Consider the following 22,814-nt stretch of genomic DNA (forward strand, 5'->3'; position numbering starts at 1 on the left):
AATGGGAAGTCTGAAAGAAAAGCTGTTTGAGTACGCCCGTGAGCGCTACGGCTCCGAGCCCGAGTATCTGTGGGAGCGGACTCCCGACTGTGCGGTGCTGCGATGCAGCGCCAACAAGAAGTGGTATGCCATAGTTATGAGCGTTGACGGAAAGAGCCTGGGGCTTGAAAAGGGCGTGAAATACGAAATAGTCAATGTGAAGTGCAGTCCGCTGATGACAGGCTCACTCCTTGCCATGAAGGGCATACTGCCCGCGTATCATATGCAGAAGGAGCAGTGGGTGTCGGTGATGCTGGACGGAACTGTGGACGAGGAACAGCTGCTTTCACTGATGGACATGAGCTATGAGCTTGCCTCACAGAGCAGCAGCGGCAAAAGGCTCCGCACCGAGCACAAGGAATGGCTGATACCTGCCGCCCCTGCCATGTATGACGTTGAGCAGGACTTTCAGCGGGACGGGACTATCATCTGGAAGCAGACCTCCGATGTGATAGTGGGGGACACGGTCTTCATCTATATGGCTGCACCCCTGTCCGCAATCATGTACAGGTGCGTGGCTGAGGAGGTCAATATCCCCTATAACTACGATGACGGCAGCTACCGCATAAAAAAGGCGATGAAGCTCAGACTCACCCACAGGCTATCCCCCGAGGATATGCCACTCTCTGAGATGAGGGAGCTGGGGGTCTCTGCCGTAAGGGGCGCAAGAGGTGTCCCCAACACCCTTTCATGCAGGCTCAGGGAGCTTTGCAGGAAGGGCTGAAAAGCCCGGTCCGGCGTCGCCGGCTGCTGACTTTTCGCGGCATAGTTCTGACAAGCGGGAACTTTTATCCCGCGCTCCTTGCATTTTTGTTCAGTTTATGTTATAAGCGGGGAGCCCCCGCAGGCTGTTTCGCGGCAAAGTATCATAAAACGGCAGTTTTTCTCCGCGCCCCTTGAAATTATAATGCTTTTATGTTATAATAAATCGTATACACTTTATTTTTCCCCGATTTTTTGACAGGAGGATCTTTATGCTTAATGCTGATCTGAAGGAATTTGAATTTACTTCCGATTATGACGAGCTCGTTGTTTCAGCTGTACTGGCAGTGCCCTCGGGAGATATAAACGGCATTGTCCAGGTCATACACGGCATGAACGAGCACAAAGAGCGCTATTATCCGTTCATGGACTATCTGGCGGAGCAGGGCTTCATCACGGTCATAAGCGACAACAGAGGCCACGGAAAAAGTATAGTTGAGCCCGATGATCTGGGCTTCATGTTCAGAAGGGGCGGAGAGGGCTTTATCAGCGACATTGCCCAGCTCAACAGGAAGGTGAGAACAGCCTATCCCGATGTGCCTGTATTCATGGTGGCAAGCGGAATGGGTGCAGCAGGTGCAAGGTGCTTCATCAAGGAGCATGATGCTGACATAAACGGTCTGGTGCTGCTGGGCACTATCTGCCACAGCGCATTCTCGCAGCCAGCCCGTATCATAGGCTCTGTAGCTTCAAAGCGTCCCGGAAGCCGCTTCCGCAGCGAAAAGATCTTCGACACCATAGATGACTGCTTCGGCAAATTCTATGAGGATCCCATAAATTCATGGAGGTGCAGCGACCCTGACGTTGTTCTCGCTTACAACGAGGATCCGCTGTGCAATTTCAAGCCCACTCTCAATGCCTATCAGGAGCTTCTCTGGCTGGTGAAGCAGTCCGAGTCGGGAAGGGGCTGGAAGACTGCCAATCCATCACTGCCCATACGCTTTATCTCGGGCAGGGACGACTCTGCCATGATCTCGGAGAGAAAGTTCATGGGCTCCATGAAGAAACTGGAAAAGCTGGGATATGAGAGCATCTCACACCGCATTTTCGACGGCATGAGACATGATGTGCTCATGGAGAAGAACTCGGTGAACGTGTATAAGGACATTGCAAAGACCCTTTTCTCCTGGCTCGACCGCTGGAACGACGAGCGCTTTGAAGCCATGGCTGAGGAAGCTGCGGCAGAGGAGCTGCCCGTTCAGCATGAGACAGATGAAGAGGTAAGCGAATAAATTACGGATAGCAGGACCGCGGCAGCACCGTCGGTCCTTATATCGTGAAATGAAAGGATCAATTATGGATATCAACAAGACACTGGCAAAGGAATTCGGACTGAAGCAGGAGCAGGTGGACAACACCGTCGCCCTTATAGATGACGATAAGACTATCCCTTTTATCGCCCGTTACCGTAAGGAGCTCACAGGCTCCCTCGATGACCAGATACTCCGTGAGCTCTACGACAGGCTCATGTACCTGCGCAACCTTGAAAAGCGCAAGGAGGAGGTAACAAACGCCATCACCGAGCAGGAGAAGATGACTCCCGAGATAGAGGCTGCCATCAGCGCTGCCGTAACTCTGGTAGAGGTTGAGGACATCTATCGTCCCTTCAAGCCCAAGCGCCGTACCCGTGCAAGCATTGCCCGTGAAAACGGCCTTGAGCCTCTGGCTGAGCTGATCATGGCACAGGAGAACTCCACAGAACCCGAGAAGGAAGCAGAAGCCTTCATCGACGAGGAGAAGAAGATAAACGACGTCCAGACCGCTCTCCAGGGAGCTATGGACATCATCGCCGAGGACATCTCCGACGACGCGGACATAAGAAAGAAGCTCCGTGCCCTTGCAGGTGAAAAGGGAGAGCTGGTATCAAAGGCTTCCGACCCCGAGGCTGAGAGCGTATATATGAACTACTATGAGTACTCCGAGGCTATCCCCAAGGTGGCAAACCACCGCGTTCTCGCCCTTGACAGAGGCGAGAAGGAGGGCTTCCTCAAGGTGGCTGTCACACTGGACGAGACTCTGGCTACCGACGTTATCTTCGGCAAATACATCAAGGCTAACAACGCCTGCGGTGAGCTTGTGAGAGCTGCTGCCGCAGACAGCTACAAGAGACTTATATTCCCCTCGATAGAGCGTGAGATACGCTCCGAGATGAGCGCAAAGGCTGCCGAGGAGTCCATAAAGGTATTCGCAGCAAATCTCCGTCAGATGCTCCTTCAGCCCCCCCTCAAGAGCAGCATAATCCTGGGACTTGACCCCGGTTACGCTCACGGCTGCAAGACCGCAGTCATCGACGGTACAGGCAAGGTGCTTGATACCGCTATCATCTACCCCGTCGGCTCTGCGGGAGCAGTTGAGGCTGCAAAGCGCAAGGTCAAGGAGTTCATACAGAAGTACAACGTAAACGTCATCTCTATCGGAAACGGCACCGCTTCACGCGAGACCGAGAGCTTTGCCGCAGAGATAGTCAAGGAAGTTCCCCAGGACGTAAGCTACATGGTAGTAAGCGAGGCAGGTGCCTCTGTATACTCCGCTTCCAAGGTAGCTGCCGAGGAATTCCCCGAGTATGACGTATCCATAAGAGGAGCTATCTCCATCGCAAGACGCCTCCAGGACCCCCTTGCCGAGCTGGTAAAGATAGACCCCAAGGCTATCGGCGTAGGACAGTATCAGCACGATATGCCCCAGGCAAGAATGAGTGAAGCTCTTGGCGGCGTAGTCGAGGACTGCGTTAACTCAGTAGGTGTTGACCTGAATACAGCTTCACATTCGCTCCTCTCATATGTTTCGGGTATCAATGCAACAGTTGCAAAGAATATCGTTACCTACCGTGAGGAGAACGGCAGATTTACCGACCGCAAGGAGCTCCTCAAGGTGCCGAAGCTGGGCAAGAAGGCTTTCGAGCAGTGCGCAGGCTTCCTGAGAGTACGCGACGGCAAGAACCCTCTGGACAACACAGCTGTTCACCCCGAGAGCTATGAGGCAGCTTCCTCGCTGCTCAGCGAGTGTGGCTTTACCCTTGCAGACATCGCAGGCGGCGGTGCAAATGGCATAAACGAAAAGGCTGAGAGTATCGGCGTTGAGAATATCAGCAAGTCTCTGGGAATAGGCGTTCCCACGCTCACCGACATCATCAGCGAGCTCAAGAAGCCGGGCCGTGACCTCCGTGACGAGCTTCCCGCTCCTCTCCTCAGAAGCGGCGACGTTATGGAGATAAAGGACTTGAAGCCCGGCATGGAGCTTGTGGGTACTGTCCGCAATATCATCGACTTCGGCTGCTTCGTGGACATCGGCGTTCACGAGGACGGTCTGGTGCATATCTCACAGATATGCAGCCGCTATATCAAGCACCCCCTTGAGGCTGTAAAGGTGGGAGAGGTGGTCAAGGTAAGAGTTCTTGACGTTGACCTCAAGAGAAACCGTATCTCCCTTACAATGCGCCTCAATGACGAGGAGGAGAAGCAGCAGAAGAAGTCCGAGCGCAGACCCAACAACAAAAAGCGCGAGGATCGCAAGCCTAAGGCGTTCGACGCTTCTCAGCTCCACAACAGTATGTTCCGTATCAAGAAGAAGTAAGGGTGAAGCATATGGCATTCAGAACCGAAGAAAAAGAACTGGTATGCGCTGTCTGCGGAGAGGCCTCTCTCCAGAACGTGGTCGTCGAGTTTGACCCCGATGAAAGCGTTCCCGACCTTGATATGAGGCCCGATGAGCCTCATCGCTCCTATATAAAGCACTGGGTCATGGAGTGCCCTCACTGCGGCTATTGCAATGCATCCATAGATATTCCTGCGGAGTTCACAAAGGAGTACCCCATGAGCGAAAGGTACAGGAAGCAGGGCGATGACCTTGCTGCCCGTTTCCTTAAAATGTCCCTTTCCTGCGAGAAGAGCAAGGTCTATAACGAGGCAGTGAAGGCAGCTCTTTACGCAGCCTGGGTATGCGACGACGAGAATGACGAAGAAAGAGCGGCTGAGTGCCGCAGGACAGCTCTCAGGATCTACGACAGCCACAAGGCTTCGCTTTCCGGGGATCATAATATCGTTCTCCTTGCAGCTGACCTCATGCGCAGGACCGGCGATTTTGACAGAGTGAAGAAGGAGTACAAGGGAAAATACTTCCCATCGACGCTTTACAGGCTCATTGCAGCTTTTCAGATGGGACTTGCCGAAAAGGGCGACAGCTCCTGTCATAAGGCAGACGAGATCCCCGGTATCGAGGTAAGATAAAAGTTTATATGAAATAAAAGCACCGCTGTCACAGTGGTGCTTTTGCATATCCCCGCATTGACAAGGCGGCGAAATAGTGGTATAATCGGTATAAATACATATGATCGGAGCTTACGGAGGAATAACAGATGAAGAAAGCGGCAATTACCCTGCTTCTGGGAGCTGCTGTGCTTGCGGGCTGCAGCTCAAAGGGCGGCTCTGTTTCCATAGTAAGGGCGGCAAGTCAGGACAGCTCTTCCTGCGAGGAGGCTGTTAAGGAGTATTTCACTGCTATGTATACAAAGGACAGCGGAGGGATATTCTATGACTATATGTTCCCCGATGAGGTCATCGGCACTATGGAAAAAAACGGCAGATACAGCGGAATGGTGAAGACCTTCAATGACAGTCAGAAAAAGAATCTCAGCAAGGACGACGGAGAATACTCCTTTGGAAAGATTGTATCGGAAAAGGAGATAACTGCGGATCAGACTGACAGCATAAAGCGGTATTTTGTGTCCATAAGCGCTCCCTATGCGGAGATAAAGGCGGAGGAGCTCAGTATCACAGAGGGCTACGAGCTTACCTATGATTACCTTAAAAACGGCAGCAAGGCAGGGGAGCAGAACGTCTTTGCCGTAAAGCTCAGCGGTGAGGGCTGGAAGATCATCACACAGTAACGGAGGAGAAAATGAAGAGAGACTCTGGGTACAATACAAAACAGAAGGAAAACCTTCTCTCATATCTTATGAAAAACAAGAACAAGCACACCAATGTCCAGGAGATAAGCGCCTTCCTGTCTGCTGAGGGAACTCCCGTGGGAGTCGCCACCATATACAGACAGCTCGACCGTCTGGTGGAGCAGGGACTGGTGCGGAAATACGCCTTTGACGGCAAGACCTGTGCCTGCTATCAGTACATCGAGGACGAGGAGCAGTGCCGCAGTCATTTCCATCTGAAGTGCCTGAGCTGCGGCAGACTGATCCATCTTGACTGCGATCATCTCGCAGACCTTACACGTCATATCGAGGAGGAACACGGCTTCTCCATAGACTACTCCCAGACAGTGTTCTACGGACGCTGCTCGGACTGCTGCGGCAAGGACTGACCGTTCTCGTCGGAGCCCCTGGGAATGTAGATCTTTACGTCCTGTTCGTCGTTTTCGTGCATAGTAACACCTCCTGTATTATTATGTGCGGAAAGCGGCTTCCTATACGCGGAAAGAGAGGATCATGAGAGCGAAGACTATAAAAGCATTTTTGCGGTATATTGCTGCTGAGCTGCTGTGCCTGTTTGTGAATATAATGCTGGCAGCGTTGGGCAAAGGTGTTTTCAGAGTGATCTGCCTTGTGTGCACCGTATCTGTGCTGATCTGCGTGCTTGCAGACTTTGCGCTGAAGGAGGCAGCGGCAGACCGGAAAAGAGAGCGCAGGGGCGAAAAGGTGTCTCGTGCGGAGCTTATCTGTGCTGCTGCGGCAGTTACGGTGATACCGCTCATAAGCTATGCCGTGCTCTGCATATCGGCTCTTGGCGGAGTCTTTGAGTTCTACGGCATATTCAAGCTGGTCAACCCTGCATTTATGCAGCTATACAATTTTATAGAGCCCTCGGCATCGTCAGCCGACCTGTCGGCGCGGGAGCTGGCGGCGTTTCTGCCTGCTGCGGCAGTGCCTGCACTGGCGTTTTCAGTGCCCTATATGCTTGCAAAAAAGCGTCAGAATAACAGATAAAGCGCGGACTTTTTAAAGGAAAGCCGGCGCTTTTTTGTATTTTTATGCAAACTGACGAAAAAATTTTTTTGACGCTCAAAATAAATGGTTTTGCTTGACAACTTATGGTAATATATGATAGAATAATTATTGAAATATTTTATCTGGAGGTTATCTTATGGCATTTTGTAAGTACTGCGGAAAGCAGATCCCCGAAGGAGGCTCCTGTGACTGTGCAGGTGCTAAGGCAGCAGGCGAAGTAAAGGAGACCGTAGAGAACGGTGTCAACACTGCTGAAAACGCTGTAAGCGAAGTAAAGAACGAGGCAGCAGAGACTGTAAGCAATGCTGCTGAAAAGGCAGCAGACGCTGTGAACAACGTTGCTGACGGTGCAGCAAATGCTGTGAACAATGCAGTCAACGAGGTGAAGAACGACGCTGCTCAGGCTGTCAACAATGCTGCTGACGCTGCAAACGGCGTTAAGAACGATGCAGTACAGGCTGCTCAGAATGCGGGTCAGCAGGTGAACAACGCTGCTCAGAAGGCAGGCATCAACGGTGCTGACATCGCTAAGAAGGTAGACAATATCGCAGGCGATATTTCCAATAACCTTCCCGGAAGCATGAAGAATAACAAAAATGTCGTTTATATAGCAGTAGCCGCTATCGCAGCTCTCATACTCCTTCTTCTCTGCGTACTCTGCTTAGGCGGCGGTGCAAAGGGCGCTGTAAAGAAGTATGTCAAGGCTGCTTCAAACAAGAACGGCGGAAAGACCATGATGGAGCTCACTCTTCCCAAGTCTGTTATCAAGGAACTCAAGGACGAGGACGAGTACGAGGATAAGGTTGACAGCTTCAACGAGATGGTCGAGGATATGATCGACGATCTGGAAGACGATGAGACACTTCACAAGTTTGACAAGATCACTCGTAAGGAGAAGCTCAAGAAGTCTGACATCAGACAGGCTGAGAATTACTTCGAGGATATGTGCGAGGATTACGATGCAGACGATGACGACATCGAGGTAAGCCAGGGCTTCGAGATGAAGGTCAAGACCAAGTTCAAGAACGAAGACGGCGAGACAAAGCACGATACAGAAAAGATTTGTGTTGTCAAGGTAAAGGGCGACGGCTGGAAGATCATTCCTATGTCAGCTGACGAGCTTGATTACTATGATGATTGATAAAATCTGAGATCAGAAAAATCCGAAGCAGAAATGCTTCGGATTTTTTATTGACTATTGTCTGAAAGTATGGTAAAATAATTTGGTTAATGCAAAGGAGGGACAGCATGAAAAAACGTGATATGACATTATTTACCGCACCGCTCATGGCAGGAGCAGCTGCGGCTGTACTTTTTATGCTGTTCTACGCTGTTCACGGCTACTATCCCTTCGGTGAGCGCTCAGTGGCATGGTGCGACATGGATCAGCAGTACGTCCCTCTGCTAATGGAGCTGAAGACCGCCTTTTCGGGAGGCTCTCTGTTTCTCGGCAGGGGCGGAGGAATGATGAATTTCTACGGAGTGTTCCTGTTTTTTCTGTCCTCACCGCTGTCCCTTATCAGTCTTGCCGTGGACAACTCCCGCATGATATGGTTCGTGAATATCATGCTTGTAATAAAAGTGGGACTGAGCTCTGCGTCGGCGGAGCTGTATTTCCGCAGAGTGCTGCCGAGGCTCAATGTGCCTATGGGAGTCCTTATGTCGGTGATGTATGGGCTCAGCGGCTACGTCATGCTCTATTACCAGAACGATATGTGGATAGATATGATGATAGTGTTCCCGCTGCTGATGATCTCGCTGTTCAGGCTTTTACGCAGCGGCAAATGGCGAGCTTATGCCATTTGTCTGGCGATGTGCGTGGCGATGAACTTCTATATCAGCTTCATGGTCATAGTCTTTATAGCCATGCTTGGCGGAGCTGCCCTGTACCTGTGCTGTGAGCCCGAAGACCGCGGCAGCAGAGCGCTGAGGCTCATAGCGGCGGACCTGTGTGCTGCTCTTATAAGCGGCGGAGTCTGGCTCCCTGCCTTTGCCCAGTACACAGCCTCGGGAAGAGGAAACTCCCTGAGCGACGCATTTTTCGGCGGCTATTTTGCGGACAGGAACTTTGACAAAATAGCGGTGCTGTCGGGAACTTCTCTTGTACTGGCAGGAGCCCTTCTCATTATAGTTTTCAGAAAGAGCATGAAATCGGGAAAGGCTCTGTTATTCGGCGCTTCGGGACTTATCTCCCTTGCAGGCGCTTTCGTTGAGCCTGCCAACAAGCTGCTGCAGACGGGAAGCTATCAGGCATACCCGCTGCGTTACGGCTTTATAGTTCTTCTGCTGATATTCTCAGCCTGCGGAGCTCTTCTTGAGGAAGCTCCGGAGAAGAAGCACAGGGGCTCTGCCTGCATTATAGTATCTGTTCTTGCCGCTGTTTACGCAGCTGCGGCGTTTATCGCCCACACACACAGAAGCAGCCTCAGCTCCTACGCCCACAGCCTGTGGGTGCACGGAAAGGACGGCTTTATTATCTCCGCTCTGGCGCTTCTGGGGGCAGCAGTCTGCTTTGTCTGCATATACAGCTTCCGTAGGGGGCGTATCCCGAAATGGCTGACTATCACGGCCATGGGAGCTGTTCTCCTCAGCGACAGCTTCATGAGCTTCGGCATAAATGTTGCCGAGGCAAGCGATCCTACAGGCTTTTTCAAGACCACCTGCGATGTGCTGGAGCGTGTGCCCGATGAGGGCTTTGTCCGCGTTAAGGAGCTGAAAAGGTACTACTACCCCAACTACGCGGAGGCGATGGGAAAGTATTCCATAGGACATTATACCTCCCTTACGGACTGCGACGTGCTCTATGCCCTCAAGCGTATGGGCTATTCCTCTCACTGGCTGGATATGGACTCCACAGGTGGAACTATGCTCACCGATGAGCTGCTGCTGAACAAGTACGTGATCGGCGAAAAAGGCAGGAACCGCTTTTATGAGCCCTATGACCTGAAGGGGAACCTTTCCCTGTATATTGACCCCAATGTTCCTGCGGGAGCCGTAGTTTCTCAGGTGCCACCCGGGGAGCTCTCAGACTTCGGGGACTATGAGCGCATGGAAGCTACGGATTTTATTGCTGAAAGGCTTTTCGGCGAGAGCGATACCGTTCAGAAGCTTGCTCCCGCCGCTGTAAATGGTGTTATGATAAACGAGGTGGAAGGGGAGACAGTGGTCTCTGTTGTGCCGGACGAGCCCTCAGAGCTCATATATGAGGCTGAGATAGAGGGCTGCCGTGAGCTGTATTTCGACCTTTTCGGCTGCTACTCCACCAGCGTCGATGAGGATTATGTCAACAGCACCGAGGTATGGGTAAACGGTGAGCTCAGAGTGGGCAGCTATCCCACGAGCACTGTAAACGGCATAATAGACCTGGGCACCTATGAGGACGAGACCGTCACTGTCAGGGTGAGGGTGCTGAAGGACTTTACTGCCACCAGCTTCGGAGTATACACCTTTGACGCGGAGAGGGCGGCTGAGGCGATAGCCTCTGCGGAAACGGCTTCTTTGAGTGTTGATGGCAATACCATTACTGCAACAGCTCAGTCGGCAGGCTATGTCTATCTGCCGGTATCCTGGTCAGAGGGCTGGAGCTGCACTGTAAACGGCGAAAACGCCTCCCTTGACAAGGTACTTGGGGGCTTCTGCGCCGTGAAAGTGCCCGAGGGCGGCGGCACAGTGCGGCTGCGTTTCTGTCCCAGGGGACTGAAAACCGGAGCAGTTCTCACCTGCGCGGGTATCCTTCTCTTTGCAGTGCTGATGGTCGTGCTCAAAAGGAAAAAGAAGGGCAGCCTCGAAAAAGCTGCCTCAAAAGCCATTATCGGACTCAGTGCCGTTACTGTGCTGATATTCTATGCGGCAGCTCCGCTGGTGTGGGCTGTTGTCAATATAATCTACCTTATCGGAGGATAAAATGGTTTCATCGACTATCTTCAACCAGACGCTGATAATGCTGATACTCATAGCCATAGGCGTTGTCTGCGCAAAAACAAAGCTTATAAGCGAGGCTTCCAACAAGGACCTGTCCAAGTTCGTGCTCCAGGTGGTGAACCCTGTAGTTATCTTCATGTCCTACCAGAAGCCATACCGCACTGAGCTTGCAAGGAATCTGCTTATAACCTTTGTTATCTCCGTTGCAGCCATGACCCTTGTGATACTGCTCTCTTACCTCTTTGTAAGGAAGAAGCAGGGCAGAGAATTCGAGATAGAGCGCTTTTCGTCGGTGTACTCCAACTGCGGCTTCATGGGTATCCCCCTTGTGGACGCCATTTACCACGATGAGGGAGTATTCTACCTCACCGCATTCATAACCGTATTCAATCTTATCGTCTGGACCCACGGCGTTATACTTATTTCAGGCAAAAAGGACTTCCGGCAGGTGGTGAAGGTGTTCTATTCTCCCACAATAATCTCTATAGTTCTGGGGCTTGTCACCTTCTTCCTGGGCATAAGGCTGCCATCTACGGCGCTGAGCGCTCTCGGCTTCATCAAGGAGGTCAACACTCCCATGGCGATGATAGTTTCGGGAGTTACCATAGCTTCCACAAACGTACCGAAGCTGCTGAAAAATGCCAGAGTTTACTATGTCTGCCTGCTGAAGCTCATAGTGGTGCCGCTGATACTGGCGGTGCCCCTTTCACTGCTGACGGGTATAGACGAGACCGTACGCATGACAGTGCTCATCGCAGCCTCCGCACCGCCTGCTGCAATGTGCACTCTTCTCAGCATCAGATACGGCAGGAATTCGGTATACGCTTCGGAGATTTTTACCGCTGGTACCGTGCTTTCCGTGGTTTCGCTGCCGCTGGTCGTTAAAGCTACGGAATATTTAACAAAGATACTCTGAGTAATTTGTAAAAAACGCTGATTTTATAAATATTTGCCTTAAAAGGTTTGAATTTTAATAATATTGTGTTATAATATAAATACGTTAAAAGAGATTGGCTTTTTTATAAAAAGATAAAATTATACAGGCAGTTATAACAGTCTGGACTGTTTAAAACTCCTGTGGGGATATGCAGATTGTACAGCGTGGGATCCGATCCCGAAACAGAATCAAGAAGAAATGGAGTTGTTGAAGTATGGAAAAAAGAGGTATCAGTAAGCTTGATCTTAAAAGGCGTAACAGAATGCAGATACTCAGGGTCATCAGAGAATCAGGTCCTATTTCCAGAGTCGATGTGGCAAGCGCGCTGGAGATCACAAGAGCAGCAGTTACTATCATCACAAATGAAATGATCGAAGAGGGAGTTCTCGTAGAGATCGGTGAAGCTCCCGTAAACACAGAGAAGCTTCAGAAGGGAAGAAGAAAGATCCTTATCGACATCAACGTGAACAGCCGCTTTGCACTGGGTGCTACCGTTGACGAGAAGGAGGTAAGCATCGGTCTTACCAACCTTAATTCCGAGGTGCTTGACAAGGCAAGCATGGTCATTGACGACAGGACCACAAGCAAGGACATCATAAACTACATAATCAAGACCAGCAACGAAATGGTGGAGAACAGCGCTCTTACCAAGGATAAGATACTCGGTCTCGGTGTAGGTGTGGTTCCTTCCATGTGGGGCAAGCTGAAGATATTCTACAAGGACGGCGTCCTTGACTTCACAAACTTTATCGACAAGCTCTCAGGCGGTCTCAATTTCGAGATCCACTGCGGTAATGCTATCGGCCTCATGGCTCTGGCAAGCAATGATTTCAGAACACAGAACGGCTACCAGACCAACCAGGCGTTCATCCACAACGGCAATCAGGTGAACCTGGCTATCATCAACAAGAACGAGCTGTCTGCGGACTACGTTTCATATACCTCCACCATCGAGAGATATATCGTTTGTCCCAACGGAAAGTCCTATGAGGGCTATCCCAACGGCTCCGTAAAGGCAGAGCTCTCAAGAACAGCTATGCTCAATGCCTTCTATGAGGTATACTCAAAGGACAAGACCCCTGTGCTCTATGAGCTCACAGAGGGTGACAAGACCAGAATCAATACCGATAACGTATTCATGGCGCTCATGAGAGGCGAGGAGCCTGTCAAGAACATCGTGGACGACCTTATCGCAAAATACACTGTTCTCATCAACAATCTGGCTATCAGCCACTTCGCAAAGAGGATAGTTCTTCACAACTTCAAGCTCAACGAGAAGCAGTTTGACTACTGCAAGCGTGAGATGATACGCCTTGTCAGCGAGGAGATCGCAGACAGAGTTGTCCTCAGCAAGCTGGACGGAAAGAACAATTTCCTCGGCGGCTGTGCACTGATAATCCAGGATAACTTCTATGTAAGAGGCGGAATGCAGTGATTTTTTAGACCTGAAGGAGCTATGCTTCTTCAGGTCTTTTCGGTTGACATCAAAAAAGAGTGCCCGGGGGGCACTCTTTTACTGTTTTAGCTTTGTTTTGCGGCGCTTTGCAGCAATATGACCGGCTATCCCCATAACTGCAACGGATATGAGCATACCCAGAAGGGCACCTCCCGAATCTATCATCATGTCCCTGAATTCGCAGGAGCGTCCCGCGGAAAAGCTCTGGTGGAATTCGTCCGTGAGAGCATACAGGGAGCCGAAAGCCACTGCTCCGAGGCTTCTGAGCGTGAACAGCTTTCGCCTGCCCAGAGTCGTCGATGCGCAGAACCCCAGAACGGTATATATTGAGAAGTGTGCAAGCTTGCGGACTATGAATGAGGCAAGGTCCCAGATCTCCTTCTGCTTTTCGGGAGGCTCATTGTAGTAGTTGCTGTCGATGATGATAACAGCAGCCTTGGTTATAGTTGAGCTGGTCTGTGAGGATTCCTCAGCGTCCTGCGAGGAAAACATGAATATGGTCACCATGACGGCGAGTGTAAGTATCAGAAACAGGATCTGATAAACGTGTATTTTGTGCTTGGCTTTGTTCATTGCTTTTCCCTTTCATTTATTGCTCTATATATTATACAATTATTGCGGACTTTTGTAAAGTGCGGCTTTTAATGAAAAAATTTCAAAAAAACCTTGTAAACCGAAAAGAAAAATGATATAATATACTGTGTGTGACTTTACAGCCGCATAGCTTTTACATAGAAATATATTTCGGAGGCAATAATGAAAAGTATTTTTGGAAATGTCTGGACAAAAAGAGTCATTTCGGTCCTGAGCATAATCTACACCTTCTTTGTATGCAAGCTTGCGTATTTTTCCATATTCTATGATATTCACGTTCATCAGCGCACATCACTGTGTCTTGCGGTGACGGGCATATCGCTCCTGGCACTGATAATCATGCTGTATACAAGGCATCAGATCATCACAAGGATATGCAGCTTTATCATCCTTCCCGCGATGCTTCCTGTGGTATTGCTGTATTTCGGAGAATGGGGGCTCATTATCCCCATAATTGTAGTTGGTATCGTCATTCTCCTCCTGTCTGGCGCGGGAGAGGGAGTGAAAACCGCTCTTGCCACCATTATACTCCTTCTGTATATCTTCGGTGCGCTGGGCTACTTCCTGTTTACTTCCTTCTTCGTAGCAGCTACCAAGGAAGACGTCATAGAAACAGGCGTTTCACCCTCGGGTACATACCGCTACAGGATAGTGAATACCGAGGATACCTCAAACGGCAGCACAGCTATCTATGTTGAGCCCAATACTGCCGATGTGGACTACAAAATGGCTACGTTCACCCTCAAGAACATGGAGAGGGTTGTGTATATGCACAGACCCATTCAGGACAATGTATCTGTCAGCTGGACGACCCAGAACCGTCAGGAGATCACAGATCACCTTAACTCATTATCAGACCGCATTGAGGTCACTGTTACCGACGCCGAGCTTGAACAGCTTGGCTATACCTACGACAATAAGCTTATGCTGGCAGATCTTTCTGCGAGCCGTAAGTTTGCGATAAACAAGACCGCTTCCGACGTTGATCCCGTTCCGCTGGACACCCTTACCGACGATCAGCTTGACTTCTTCGGCATAGGCAAGGAGGCTGACGGAAGATACTACATCAAGGAGCCTTCAAAGGAGGTCCTTGAGGAAATGGACATGACAGCAGGCCAGAGAGTTTACTTCCGCGATATGACTGCGGGAGCACTCAAGCAGTACAATACAGAGCACGTTGATGAGGCTACGGGAATTACTTATTTCCATGTAAAGAAGAGCCACACTGTAATGCTCAATACTCTCTCGGACGAGCAGCTTGCATATCTGGGAGTTTCCGAAAGCGGCGACGTTATGATGGTATCGGCTGAGCCCCATGTTTACCCCGAGGACGAGGAGATACCCGAGGGCGTAAATGATACGGAGGTCATCACCGATAAGGTGGTATTCCGCTACTATGTAGCAGAGCTTGAGGACTACTACGATGTTAACTCGAGACATTTCTCGGTAGATCTTCTCAACTGATCCGACGAAAGGCGCTGCGGACTCAGCAGCTCCGTAAGTGAGCTGCCCGCAGCGCTTGAATTATAGCTTATCAGGGATATTATGATTTAGAGAATTATAATGCAGGGGAGGCTCCCTGTAAATATTCAAAAGGAGTTGCTAATCTATGGCATATGTAATTGGTGTGGACTGCGGTACCAGCGGTACAAAAACAGTCCTTTTTGACGAGAAGGGAAGCGTTATCGCTTCAAAGACTATCGAATATCCCATGTATCAGCCCAAGAACGGCTATGCGGAGCAGGATCCTGCGGACTGGGCAAACGCAATGATCGAGACCGTAAAGGCTGTTATGGCTAAGAGCGGAGTTAAGAAGGAAGACGTTAAGGGTATCGGTATTTCGGGACAGATGCACGGTCTCGTTATGCTGGACAAGGACAACAACGTTCTCCGCAGATCTATAATCTGGTGCGACCAGAGAACAGCTGCCGAGGTAGAGGAAATGAACCGTATCGTCGGCAGAGAAAAGCTTGTTGACATCACAGCAAATCCTGCCCTCACAGGCTGGACAGCTGCAAAGATACTCTGGGTAAAGAACAACGAGCCCGAGATCTATTCAAAGGTGGCACATATCCTTCTTCCCAAGGACTACCTGAGATTTATCCTCACAGGCGAGTATGCAACTGAGGTATCAGACGCTTCCGGTATGCAGCTTCTTGACGTTCCCAACCGTAAGTGGTCCGATGAGCTCCTCAGCGCATTCGAGATCGACAAGAACTGGCTGGGCAAGGTATACGAGAGCTGCGAGGTAACAGGAAAGCTCACAAAGAAAATGGCTGAGACCATCGGTCTCTGCGAGGGCACCATCGTTGTGGGCGGCGCAGGCGACAATGCGGCAGCTGCTGTAGGTACAGGCGTTGTTGAGGACGGCAAGGCTTTCACGACCATCGGTACATCGGGCGTTGTATTCGCTCATACCTCCGATATATCCATCGACAAGAAGGGCAGAGTCCACACCTGCTGTGCTGCTGTACCCAACGCATGGCACGTTATGGGCGTTACACAGGGCGCAGGTCTCTCACTGAAGTGGTTCAGAGACAACTTCTGCATGACCGAGAAGGAGACTGCAAAGCTTATGGGCGTTGATGAGTACTACCTCATGGACAAGCAGGCTGAGACAGTTCCCGTAGGCGCTAACAGACTTCTCTATCTGCCTTACCTCATGGGCGAGAGAACTCCTCACCTTGATCCCGACGCAAGAGGAGTATTCTTCGGACTTTCAGCTATCCACACCAGAAAGGATATGCTCCGCGCTGTTCTTGAGGGTGTTACATATTCACTCCGCGACTGCGTAGAGGTATTCCGCGAGATGAACGTAAACGTAAGCGACATGATGGCTTGCGGCGGCGGCGGTTCCTCACCTCTCTGGAGAAGTATGCTTGCCGACCTTTACAACTGCAATGTAAAGACAGTTGCCTCCAAGGAAGGTCCCGCACTGGGCGTTGCTATCCTTGCAAGCGTTGGCGCAGGCATCTACAGCAGCGTTACAGAGGCTTGCGGAGCTATCATCAAGACCGATAAGGTTCAGGCTCCCGACGAGAAGAACGTTCCCGAGTATGAGAAGTACTATCAGCTCTACAGAGAGATCTATCCTGCACTGAAGGCTCAGTTCGCAAAGCTGGCTTCACTCTGATAAATGGACACGATCACTACCGAAAGACTGATAATACGGCAGTTCCGTGAGACTGACGCCCGGGACGTCTTTGAGCTTCGTTCGGACCCCGAGGTCAACAGGTTCATGCCCTATCCCTGCGACGCTGATATAAGCGAGACGCAGGAGAGGATAGGGGAATGGATGGAGAAAAAGTACCGTATGGCAATTGAGCTCAGGGAGAGCGGCAAGGTCATCGGTGATATAAGTCTCAGCCCCCGTGACGGCGACAAGCTTACGGAGCTGGGCTATAATCTCAACCGCAGCTACTGGGGCAAGGGCTATGCCACCGAGGCGGCAAGGGCTGTAATACAGCAGGCGGTGTCCGAGGGTATCCGCGATTTTATGGCTTATTATGCTAAGGAAAACGGTGCTTCGGGACGTGTGTTGGAGAAATGCGGCTTTGTGCCCGAGTATTCGGGGCAGTACTCCCGCGATAACGGAAAAGTGGTCTTTGAGGCAGTAATTGCAGAGCTTCATATCAAATAAACAAAAAGGCGGACTTAGTGTCCGCCTTTGGAAATTGTGAGGAAAACAAAGTGGATATATCACAGCTGAAGAAATTCGCCATGAATGCCCGCAGCGAGCTTATGGCGGAGTCCGACGAGAAAACAGCATATTTCGGCTTTATGCGTCTCTGCACGGTGTACCTGGCGGAGCCCTCCTTCGTCGCAGACCTTATGGACAGCCCGGAGGAGATCCGCAGTGTACTTTTCATGGAAAAGTGTAGGCAGCTCGGCGGCAGATATGGCGGTATATTCACACTTTCACCCGAGCTGCCCATTCCGCCGAAGCTGCTTGATGATGGCGGAACTGCTGCGAAGCTCCTCGGTCTGAGCTATGAATTTTTCAGCACAGAGCTTGTGACGGGACAGCTCCACCAGTACTTCAACGAGCCCTACAGGCAGGAGATAGCCGTGGGACTAAAAAACAGCAAGCGGCTCAGCAGCGACAGGATAGCCGCTGCAACTCAGATCTTCACGCCCGAATGGGTAGTGAGGTATATGGTCCAGAACACGCTGATACGCTATATCCGCCAGCATGGACATGACATCGCGGAGGGAGAGCTGAGCTTCGGCAGTCCCTTGGGGGAGGGCAGGATAGCTCCCGAGGATATAAAGTTCATAGACCCCTGCATGGGCAGCGGAAATGTGCTGCTTTATGCCTTTGATGTGTTTATGGAGCTCTACCGCAGCTGCGGGTGCACGGACAAAGAGGCAGCGGAGAAGACCCTGACCCACAACATCTACGGTCTGGAGCTGGAGCCCCGTGCCTGTGCTCTGGCGGAGACGGCTCTGCGCATGAAGGCGGCGAAGTTCGGCGCGGAAGCTGCTCCGCAGGTCTATGATTTTTCGGGAGTAAATGAGACTATCGGTTCACTCATAAACAGCGATGAACTCACAGCAACAGAGGGCAAGAGCGCAATGATCGGTCAGCTTCTGAGACAGGAATATGACATTATTGTGACCAATCCACCTTACCTGGGAAAGCCGGCAATGAATACCGTGCTCAGGGACTACGTCTGCGAAAACTACGGCGATCACAGTGCCGATCTTTTCTCTGTATTCATGGCAAGGAGTGTAAAAAAGCTGCAAGAAGGCGGATATATGGGCTTTCTCACTCCTGCCACCTGGCTGTTTCTTCAGTCCTACGAAAAGCTGAGACGGCTTATGTTTGCGGAGTGCCCCATAACTACTCTTATCCACTTTGAGTATTCAGCATTTGAGGACGCCACCGTGCCTTTGTGTGCATTCACTGCGGTGAAGGACGGTTCTCAAAGCTGTGGAACGTACCTCAGACTTGCCGATGTCAGGGGAGATATGGAGCAGCAGCGCCTTAGCGTAATGGCAGCAATTTCCGATGAAAGCTGCGGCTATCGCTATACAGCAGACTCGGGAAAGCTTGCGGAACTTCCCTCGGCTCCCGTGGCATACTGGCTGGGAGAGGCTGTGCTTCGGGCTTTTGACGGTACAGCTCTTGGAGATGTCGTACCCGTCAGGGAGGGGCTTATCACTGGAGACAATGACCGTTTCTTGCGGCGGTGGTTTGAGGTCGAGGCTGACAAGATAGCATTTTCGGGCAGTCAGAAAAACAAGTGGTATCTGCTGAATAAAGGCGGCAGCTACCGCAGATGGTACGGAAACCGCGAGTTCGTGGTGAACTGGGAGAATGAGGGGGAGGAGATAATGGATTTCCGCGACGAAAAGGGCAGGCTTCGCTCCCGTCCCCAGGGACTGTCCTTCAACTTCCGTCCCTCGGTAAGCTGGTCACAGATAACCAGCGGAGCCATTTCCGTGCGATATTTCAATGAAAACTTTATGTTCAACGTAGCTGGTACAAGCGCCTTTCCGGAGGACGGGGACAGCCTTGTCTTCCTGCTGGGACTTCTCAACAGTAAGCCCGTGCAGGTGCTTTCGGAGGTGCTGAACCCCACCATGAACATGAACCCGGGAGATATTGCCAGACTGCCCCTGCCCGAAAAAAAGGGGCATATGGCGGAGATAAGCGCTCTTGTCAGGGAGAATACCGAGCTTTGCCGCGAGGACTGGGACAGCTTCGAGACCTCATGGGACTTCAGCTGTCACCCTTTGGTCTGAAATGGCAGCTTTGTTCATAAGAATAAGGACATATAAGCAAAACAGAACTTTTTCGCTTCGGCTGTTGCTATTTTTATAATTATATGATATAATGTATATGTATACCATTTAAAACAATTGGCAATCACTGTATTGCAAAGGAGGATCAGAATGGCTATTACTGAAGCAGTTGAAAATTATCTGGAGACTATCCTCATACTCTCACAGAAGCAGCCCGACGTTCACGCAATAGATATCTGTTCATATCTTGGATATTCACGCCCCACCGTTTCAATCATCCTCAAGAAGATGAAGGATGAGGGACTTGTCACCGTGGACGGCGACAATCATATCCGCCTGACAGATGCAGGCAGAAGTGTTGCAGAACATATCTATGACCGCCATACTGTGCTCACCGATTTCTTTATACTTCTGGGTGTTAACCGCGACATTGCCGCAGAGGATGCCTGTAAGGTAGAGCATGATATTTCCGACGAGACTTTCGCCCTTCTGAAGGCACATTACAGAAAGCTTGCAGGAGACGCCGAAAACAGCAAGTGATCCCTGTCAGCGGAGGATAGCAATGGGTAAATATGAAGAATTCAGGGAGAAATATCCCGTTTTTGTATACAGATCTTATAATGTAAATGAAACGGCTGAGACCGTGGAGATTGGCTACAAGTTCAAGATCGAGGGACTGGCTGAGTTTCGCCCCAGCTGGACCTTCGGCAAGCCTGCGGGTATGTCCGTCAAGGGCGACCTTAAATTCGAGAGACTGGCTTTCTCGCTGGGTATGGCTGAGGCTGTAAGCTACTGGAAGGCTGCCTGTTCACCGAAATTCCGCGTGGAGTGCGGCGAGCTGGACGAGGATCAGAAGAAGTGGTGGAAGAAGCTGTGGTACATGGGACTGGGAGAGCTGTTCTTTGTAAACGGCATCAGCGCAGACCCCGACAGCTTCGTGGAGATAATCGCCGAGGGAAGCTTTGACAGCTCCCTTGAGGAGAGAGAACGTGCCCCGAAGGGCTGTCTTGTGCCTATCGGCGGCGGAAAGGACTCCGCTCTCACTCTTGAGACCCTGGTGAACGCGGGAATGGACTGTATGTGCTATTCCATCAACAAGCGCCGCTCAATAAGCGGAACTGTTGCGGCAGCAGGACTTCCCGAGAGCTCTCTTATCACCGCACATCGCCACTTTGACCGCTCACTTGTAGAGCTGAACAACAAGGGCTTCATCAACGGTCACACGCCATTCTCGGCGATAGTTGCCTTTTCTGCGGAGATAACCGCATACCTCAACAGTCTGAAATACATCGTTCTCTCCAACGAGTCCAGTGCCAATGAGAGCACAGTCGTGGGACAGGACGTCAACCACCAGTACTCCAAGAGCTTTGAGTTCGAGCAGGACTTCCACAGCTATGAGGAGAAATACCTGCGCACGGGACAGTGTTATTTCAGCTTCCTGAGACCCCTTTCGGAATTCCAGATAGCCAAGATGTTCGTGTCACACAGAAAGTATCTGTCAGTGTTCAGAAGCTGCAATCTGGGCAGCAAGGTCTCACCGGATATATGGTGCGGCGAGTGCCCAAAGTGCCTTTTTGTGAGCCTGATACTTTCGCCATTCCTCAGCCTTTCGGAGCTCAGGGACATATTCGGCAAGGATATGCTGGACGACCCGAAGATGAAGGAGTACTTCATCGAGCTTATCGGACAGTCCCTGCATAAGCCCTTTGAGTGCGTGGGAAGCATCGACGAGGTGAATTTAGCCGTATCGCTTGCGATACGGAAGCTTGAGCAGCAGGGCGAGAAGCTTCCGCTGCTGTTTGAGGAATACAAGTCCCGCGGACTCTACCGTCCCGAGACCATCGACGGTATCAACAAGGAGTACTGCGGCTCGTTCAACGAGCAGAACCTGCTGCCTGCTGAATTTGCAAAAATACTTAAAAAGGAAATGGAGCGTCTGCTTTGAACAAATTCTGCGACTATATAAAGGAATACACCAAGGGAAAGACAGTCTGCATACTCGGCTTCGGCAGAGAGGGCAGGTCCACATATAAGATACTGGAGAAGTACGGCGCACAGGCTTCACTTGCCGTCGCCGACCTCAATCCTGTGGACGCCGCTGCAAATGGTCTTCCCGAAAACGTGGAGCTTATCTGCGGCAAGGATTATCAGAAGTGCCTGGACCGCTTTGACATGGTGTTCAAGAGTCCCGGTATCGTGCTGGAGAAGTCTCTTTCGGAGCTTAAATGCCTCATAACCTGCGAGACACAGGTGTTCTTCGAGGTCTTCCGCGAGCAGATAATCGGCATTACAGGCACCAAGGGCAAGAGCACGGTGACCTCACTTATCTATCATGTGCTGAAGGAGAGCGGTGTCGACTGCCGTATCGCAGGAAATATCGGTATCCCCGTATTCGACATCGCCGAGGGCATGAACGAGGACACGGTTGTGGTCTGCGAGCTTTCCTGCCACCAGCTGGAGTACATGACAGTCTCACCAAGATGTGCAGTATTCCTCAATCTCTATGAGGAGCACCTTGACCACTACGGCACCATGGAGAACTACTACAACGCAAAGAAGAATATCTATCTTCATCAGGACGTCTGCGATGTTCTGTGGTGCAATTCAGCTATCAGGACTGATGATATACCGTCAATTGCGGTCACTGTTTCAAATACTGACAGCAGCGCCGACGTTTACGTTGCAGACGGTATCGTATACGACTCCGACGACGAGGAGTACGAGATACCCGTGGACAGAATAAAGCTTCTTGGAACCCACAATCACTACAATATCGCCATTGCCTGGGACGTCTGCAAGGACAGGGTAGAGGAGGAGGACTTCACAAAGGCTCTCTGCAGCTTTGACCCTCTGGCTCACCGCCTTGAGTATGTAGATACGGTAAAGGGCATACGCTGGTATGACGACTCTATCTCAACTGCCTGCGCTACGGCAATATCCGCCCTTCAGAGCGTTCCTCAGGTGGGAACTATCCTCATCGGCGGCATGGACAGAGGTATCGACTACACCTCTCTTGTGGACTTCCTTGCGGACTTCGGTGTCAAGGTCATCTGCATGGAGGCTTCGGGCAAGCGTGTGTTCGATATGATACAGGCGAGAGAGGACTTCTCGGACAAGTCCCGCGTACACTATGCCGACCACCTTGCAGAAGCTGTAAAGCTTGCTGCGGAGATAACTCCAGAAGGCAAGAGCTGCGTAATGTCGCCTGCGGCTGCAAGCTACGGCATTTTCAAGAACTTTGAGGAGCGCGGCGACGCTTTCAAAAAGCTCGTAAACGAGCTTAGTGAATAGTAAGAAGTAAATAGTGAGTAGTAATTAGAAAGGGGCGGATAATATCCGCCCTTTTGGTATTTTATAGGAACTGTCATTTTACTTTTCATTTATCACTGATAACTAACCTC

At 50.9% G+C, this 22,814-nt stretch carries 19 protein-coding genes; 18 read left to right on the forward strand and 1 reads right to left on the reverse strand.

The features are described from left to right. Position 1: 1 nt before the first annotated feature. The 11 genes from T488_RS0112415 (at position 2) to T488_RS0112470 (ending at position 13,050) form a co-directional block, all read left to right on the forward strand. On the forward strand, positions 2-763 hold the full coding sequence (locus tag T488_RS0112415; RefSeq protein ID WP_037298024.1) for an MmcQ/YjbR family DNA-binding protein: 762 nt from the start codon (positions 2-4) through the stop codon (positions 761-763). Between the two features lie 250 nt (positions 764-1,013). Next, complete coding sequence (locus tag T488_RS17920; RefSeq protein WP_051536463.1) at positions 1,014-2,033, forward strand: alpha/beta fold hydrolase; 1,020 nt, start codon at positions 1,014-1,016, stop codon at positions 2,031-2,033. Positions 2,034-2,097: 64 nt separating this feature from the next. Beyond that, the gene (locus T488_RS17925; RefSeq protein ID WP_037298026.1) at positions 2,098-4,374 is read left to right on the forward strand and encodes a Tex family protein; all 2,277 of its coding nucleotides are present in this window, start codon (positions 2,098-2,100) and stop codon (positions 4,372-4,374) included. An 11-nt stretch (positions 4,375-4,385) separates the two neighbouring features. Continuing rightward, complete coding sequence (locus T488_RS18945; protein ID WP_155267216.1) at positions 4,386-5,027, forward strand: hypothetical protein; 642 nt, start codon at positions 4,386-4,388, stop codon at positions 5,025-5,027. A 128-nt stretch (positions 5,028-5,155) separates the two neighbouring features. Then, the gene (locus tag T488_RS0112435; protein WP_028521080.1) at positions 5,156-5,686 is read left to right on the forward strand and encodes a hypothetical protein; all 531 of its coding nucleotides are present in this window, start codon (positions 5,156-5,158) and stop codon (positions 5,684-5,686) included. A gap of 11 nt (positions 5,687-5,697) precedes the next feature. Then, positions 5,698-6,114 (forward strand): Fur family transcriptional regulator, encoded by a 417-nt coding sequence (locus T488_RS0112440; RefSeq protein ID WP_028521081.1) that lies wholly within the window; start codon positions 5,698-5,700, stop codon positions 6,112-6,114. Positions 6,115-6,238: 124 nt separating this feature from the next. Continuing rightward, positions 6,239-6,736 carry a hypothetical protein gene (locus T488_RS0112445; RefSeq protein ID WP_028521082.1) on the forward strand — a complete coding sequence of 166 codons (498 nt, stop codon included), beginning with the start codon at positions 6,239-6,241 and terminating at the stop codon, positions 6,734-6,736. Positions 6,737-6,893: 157 nt separating this feature from the next. After that, the gene (locus T488_RS18950; protein ID WP_051536465.1) at positions 6,894-7,898 is read left to right on the forward strand and encodes a hypothetical protein; all 1,005 of its coding nucleotides are present in this window, start codon (positions 6,894-6,896) and stop codon (positions 7,896-7,898) included. 107 nt (positions 7,899-8,005) lie between these two features. Next, positions 8,006-10,660: a YfhO family protein gene (locus tag T488_RS0112460; RefSeq protein WP_028521083.1), complete on the forward strand. Its 2,655-nt coding sequence runs from the start codon at positions 8,006-8,008 to the stop codon at positions 10,658-10,660. Position 10,661: 1 nt separating this feature from the next. Then, complete coding sequence (locus tag T488_RS0112465) at positions 10,662-11,594, forward strand: AEC family transporter (protein ID WP_028521084.1); 933 nt, start codon at positions 10,662-10,664, stop codon at positions 11,592-11,594. A gap of 235 nt (positions 11,595-11,829) precedes the next feature. Beyond that, complete coding sequence (locus T488_RS0112470; RefSeq protein ID WP_028521085.1) at positions 11,830-13,050, forward strand: MarR family transcriptional regulator; 1,221 nt, start codon at positions 11,830-11,832, stop codon at positions 13,048-13,050. A gap of 78 nt (positions 13,051-13,128) precedes the next feature. Here the strand turns inward: T488_RS0112470 and T488_RS18955 are convergent, their stop codons facing one another. Beyond that, positions 13,129-13,644 carry a VanZ family protein gene (locus T488_RS18955; RefSeq protein WP_051536466.1) on the reverse strand — a complete coding sequence of 172 codons (516 nt, stop codon included), beginning with the start codon at positions 13,642-13,644 and terminating at the stop codon, positions 13,129-13,131. A 183-nt stretch (positions 13,645-13,827) separates the two neighbouring features. On the opposite strand from T488_RS18955, the gene T488_RS0112480 reads away from it, so the two are divergent. From T488_RS0112480 to murD, 7 genes are all read left to right on the forward strand, one after another. Beyond that, on the forward strand, positions 13,828-15,129 hold the full coding sequence (locus T488_RS0112480; protein WP_028521086.1) for a hypothetical protein: 1,302 nt from the start codon (positions 13,828-13,830) through the stop codon (positions 15,127-15,129). Between the two features lie 145 nt (positions 15,130-15,274). Next, positions 15,275-16,798: a xylulokinase gene (xylB, locus tag T488_RS0112485; RefSeq protein WP_028521087.1), complete on the forward strand. Its 1,524-nt coding sequence runs from the start codon at positions 15,275-15,277 to the stop codon at positions 16,796-16,798. A 3-nt stretch (positions 16,799-16,801) separates the two neighbouring features. Next, positions 16,802-17,305, forward strand: a complete 504-nt coding sequence (locus T488_RS0112490) for a GNAT family N-acetyltransferase (RefSeq protein ID WP_028521088.1) — start codon at positions 16,802-16,804, stop codon at positions 17,303-17,305. 50 nt (positions 17,306-17,355) lie between these two features. Next, complete coding sequence (locus tag T488_RS0112495; RefSeq protein ID WP_028521089.1) at positions 17,356-19,413, forward strand: Eco57I restriction-modification methylase domain-containing protein; 2,058 nt, start codon at positions 17,356-17,358, stop codon at positions 19,411-19,413. A 150-nt stretch (positions 19,414-19,563) separates the two neighbouring features. Then, complete coding sequence (locus tag T488_RS0112500; RefSeq protein WP_028521090.1) at positions 19,564-19,953, forward strand: metal-dependent transcriptional regulator; 390 nt, start codon at positions 19,564-19,566, stop codon at positions 19,951-19,953. A 22-nt stretch (positions 19,954-19,975) separates the two neighbouring features. Beyond that, positions 19,976-21,358 (forward strand): hypothetical protein, encoded by a 1,383-nt coding sequence (locus T488_RS0112505; RefSeq protein WP_028521091.1) that lies wholly within the window; start codon positions 19,976-19,978, stop codon positions 21,356-21,358. Further along, complete coding sequence (murD, locus tag T488_RS0112510) at positions 21,355-22,704, forward strand: UDP-N-acetylmuramoyl-L-alanine--D-glutamate ligase (protein ID WP_037298032.1); 1,350 nt, start codon at positions 21,355-21,357, stop codon at positions 22,702-22,704. The genes T488_RS0112505 and murD overlap by 4 nt, the downstream gene beginning before the upstream one ends. Positions 22,705-22,814: the final 110 nt, after the last annotated feature.

This window comes from Ruminococcus flavefaciens ND2009 (assembly GCF_000621785.1).
Taxonomy (GTDB): domain Bacteria; phylum Bacillota; class Clostridia; order Oscillospirales; family Ruminococcaceae; genus Ruminococcus; species Ruminococcus flavefaciens_C.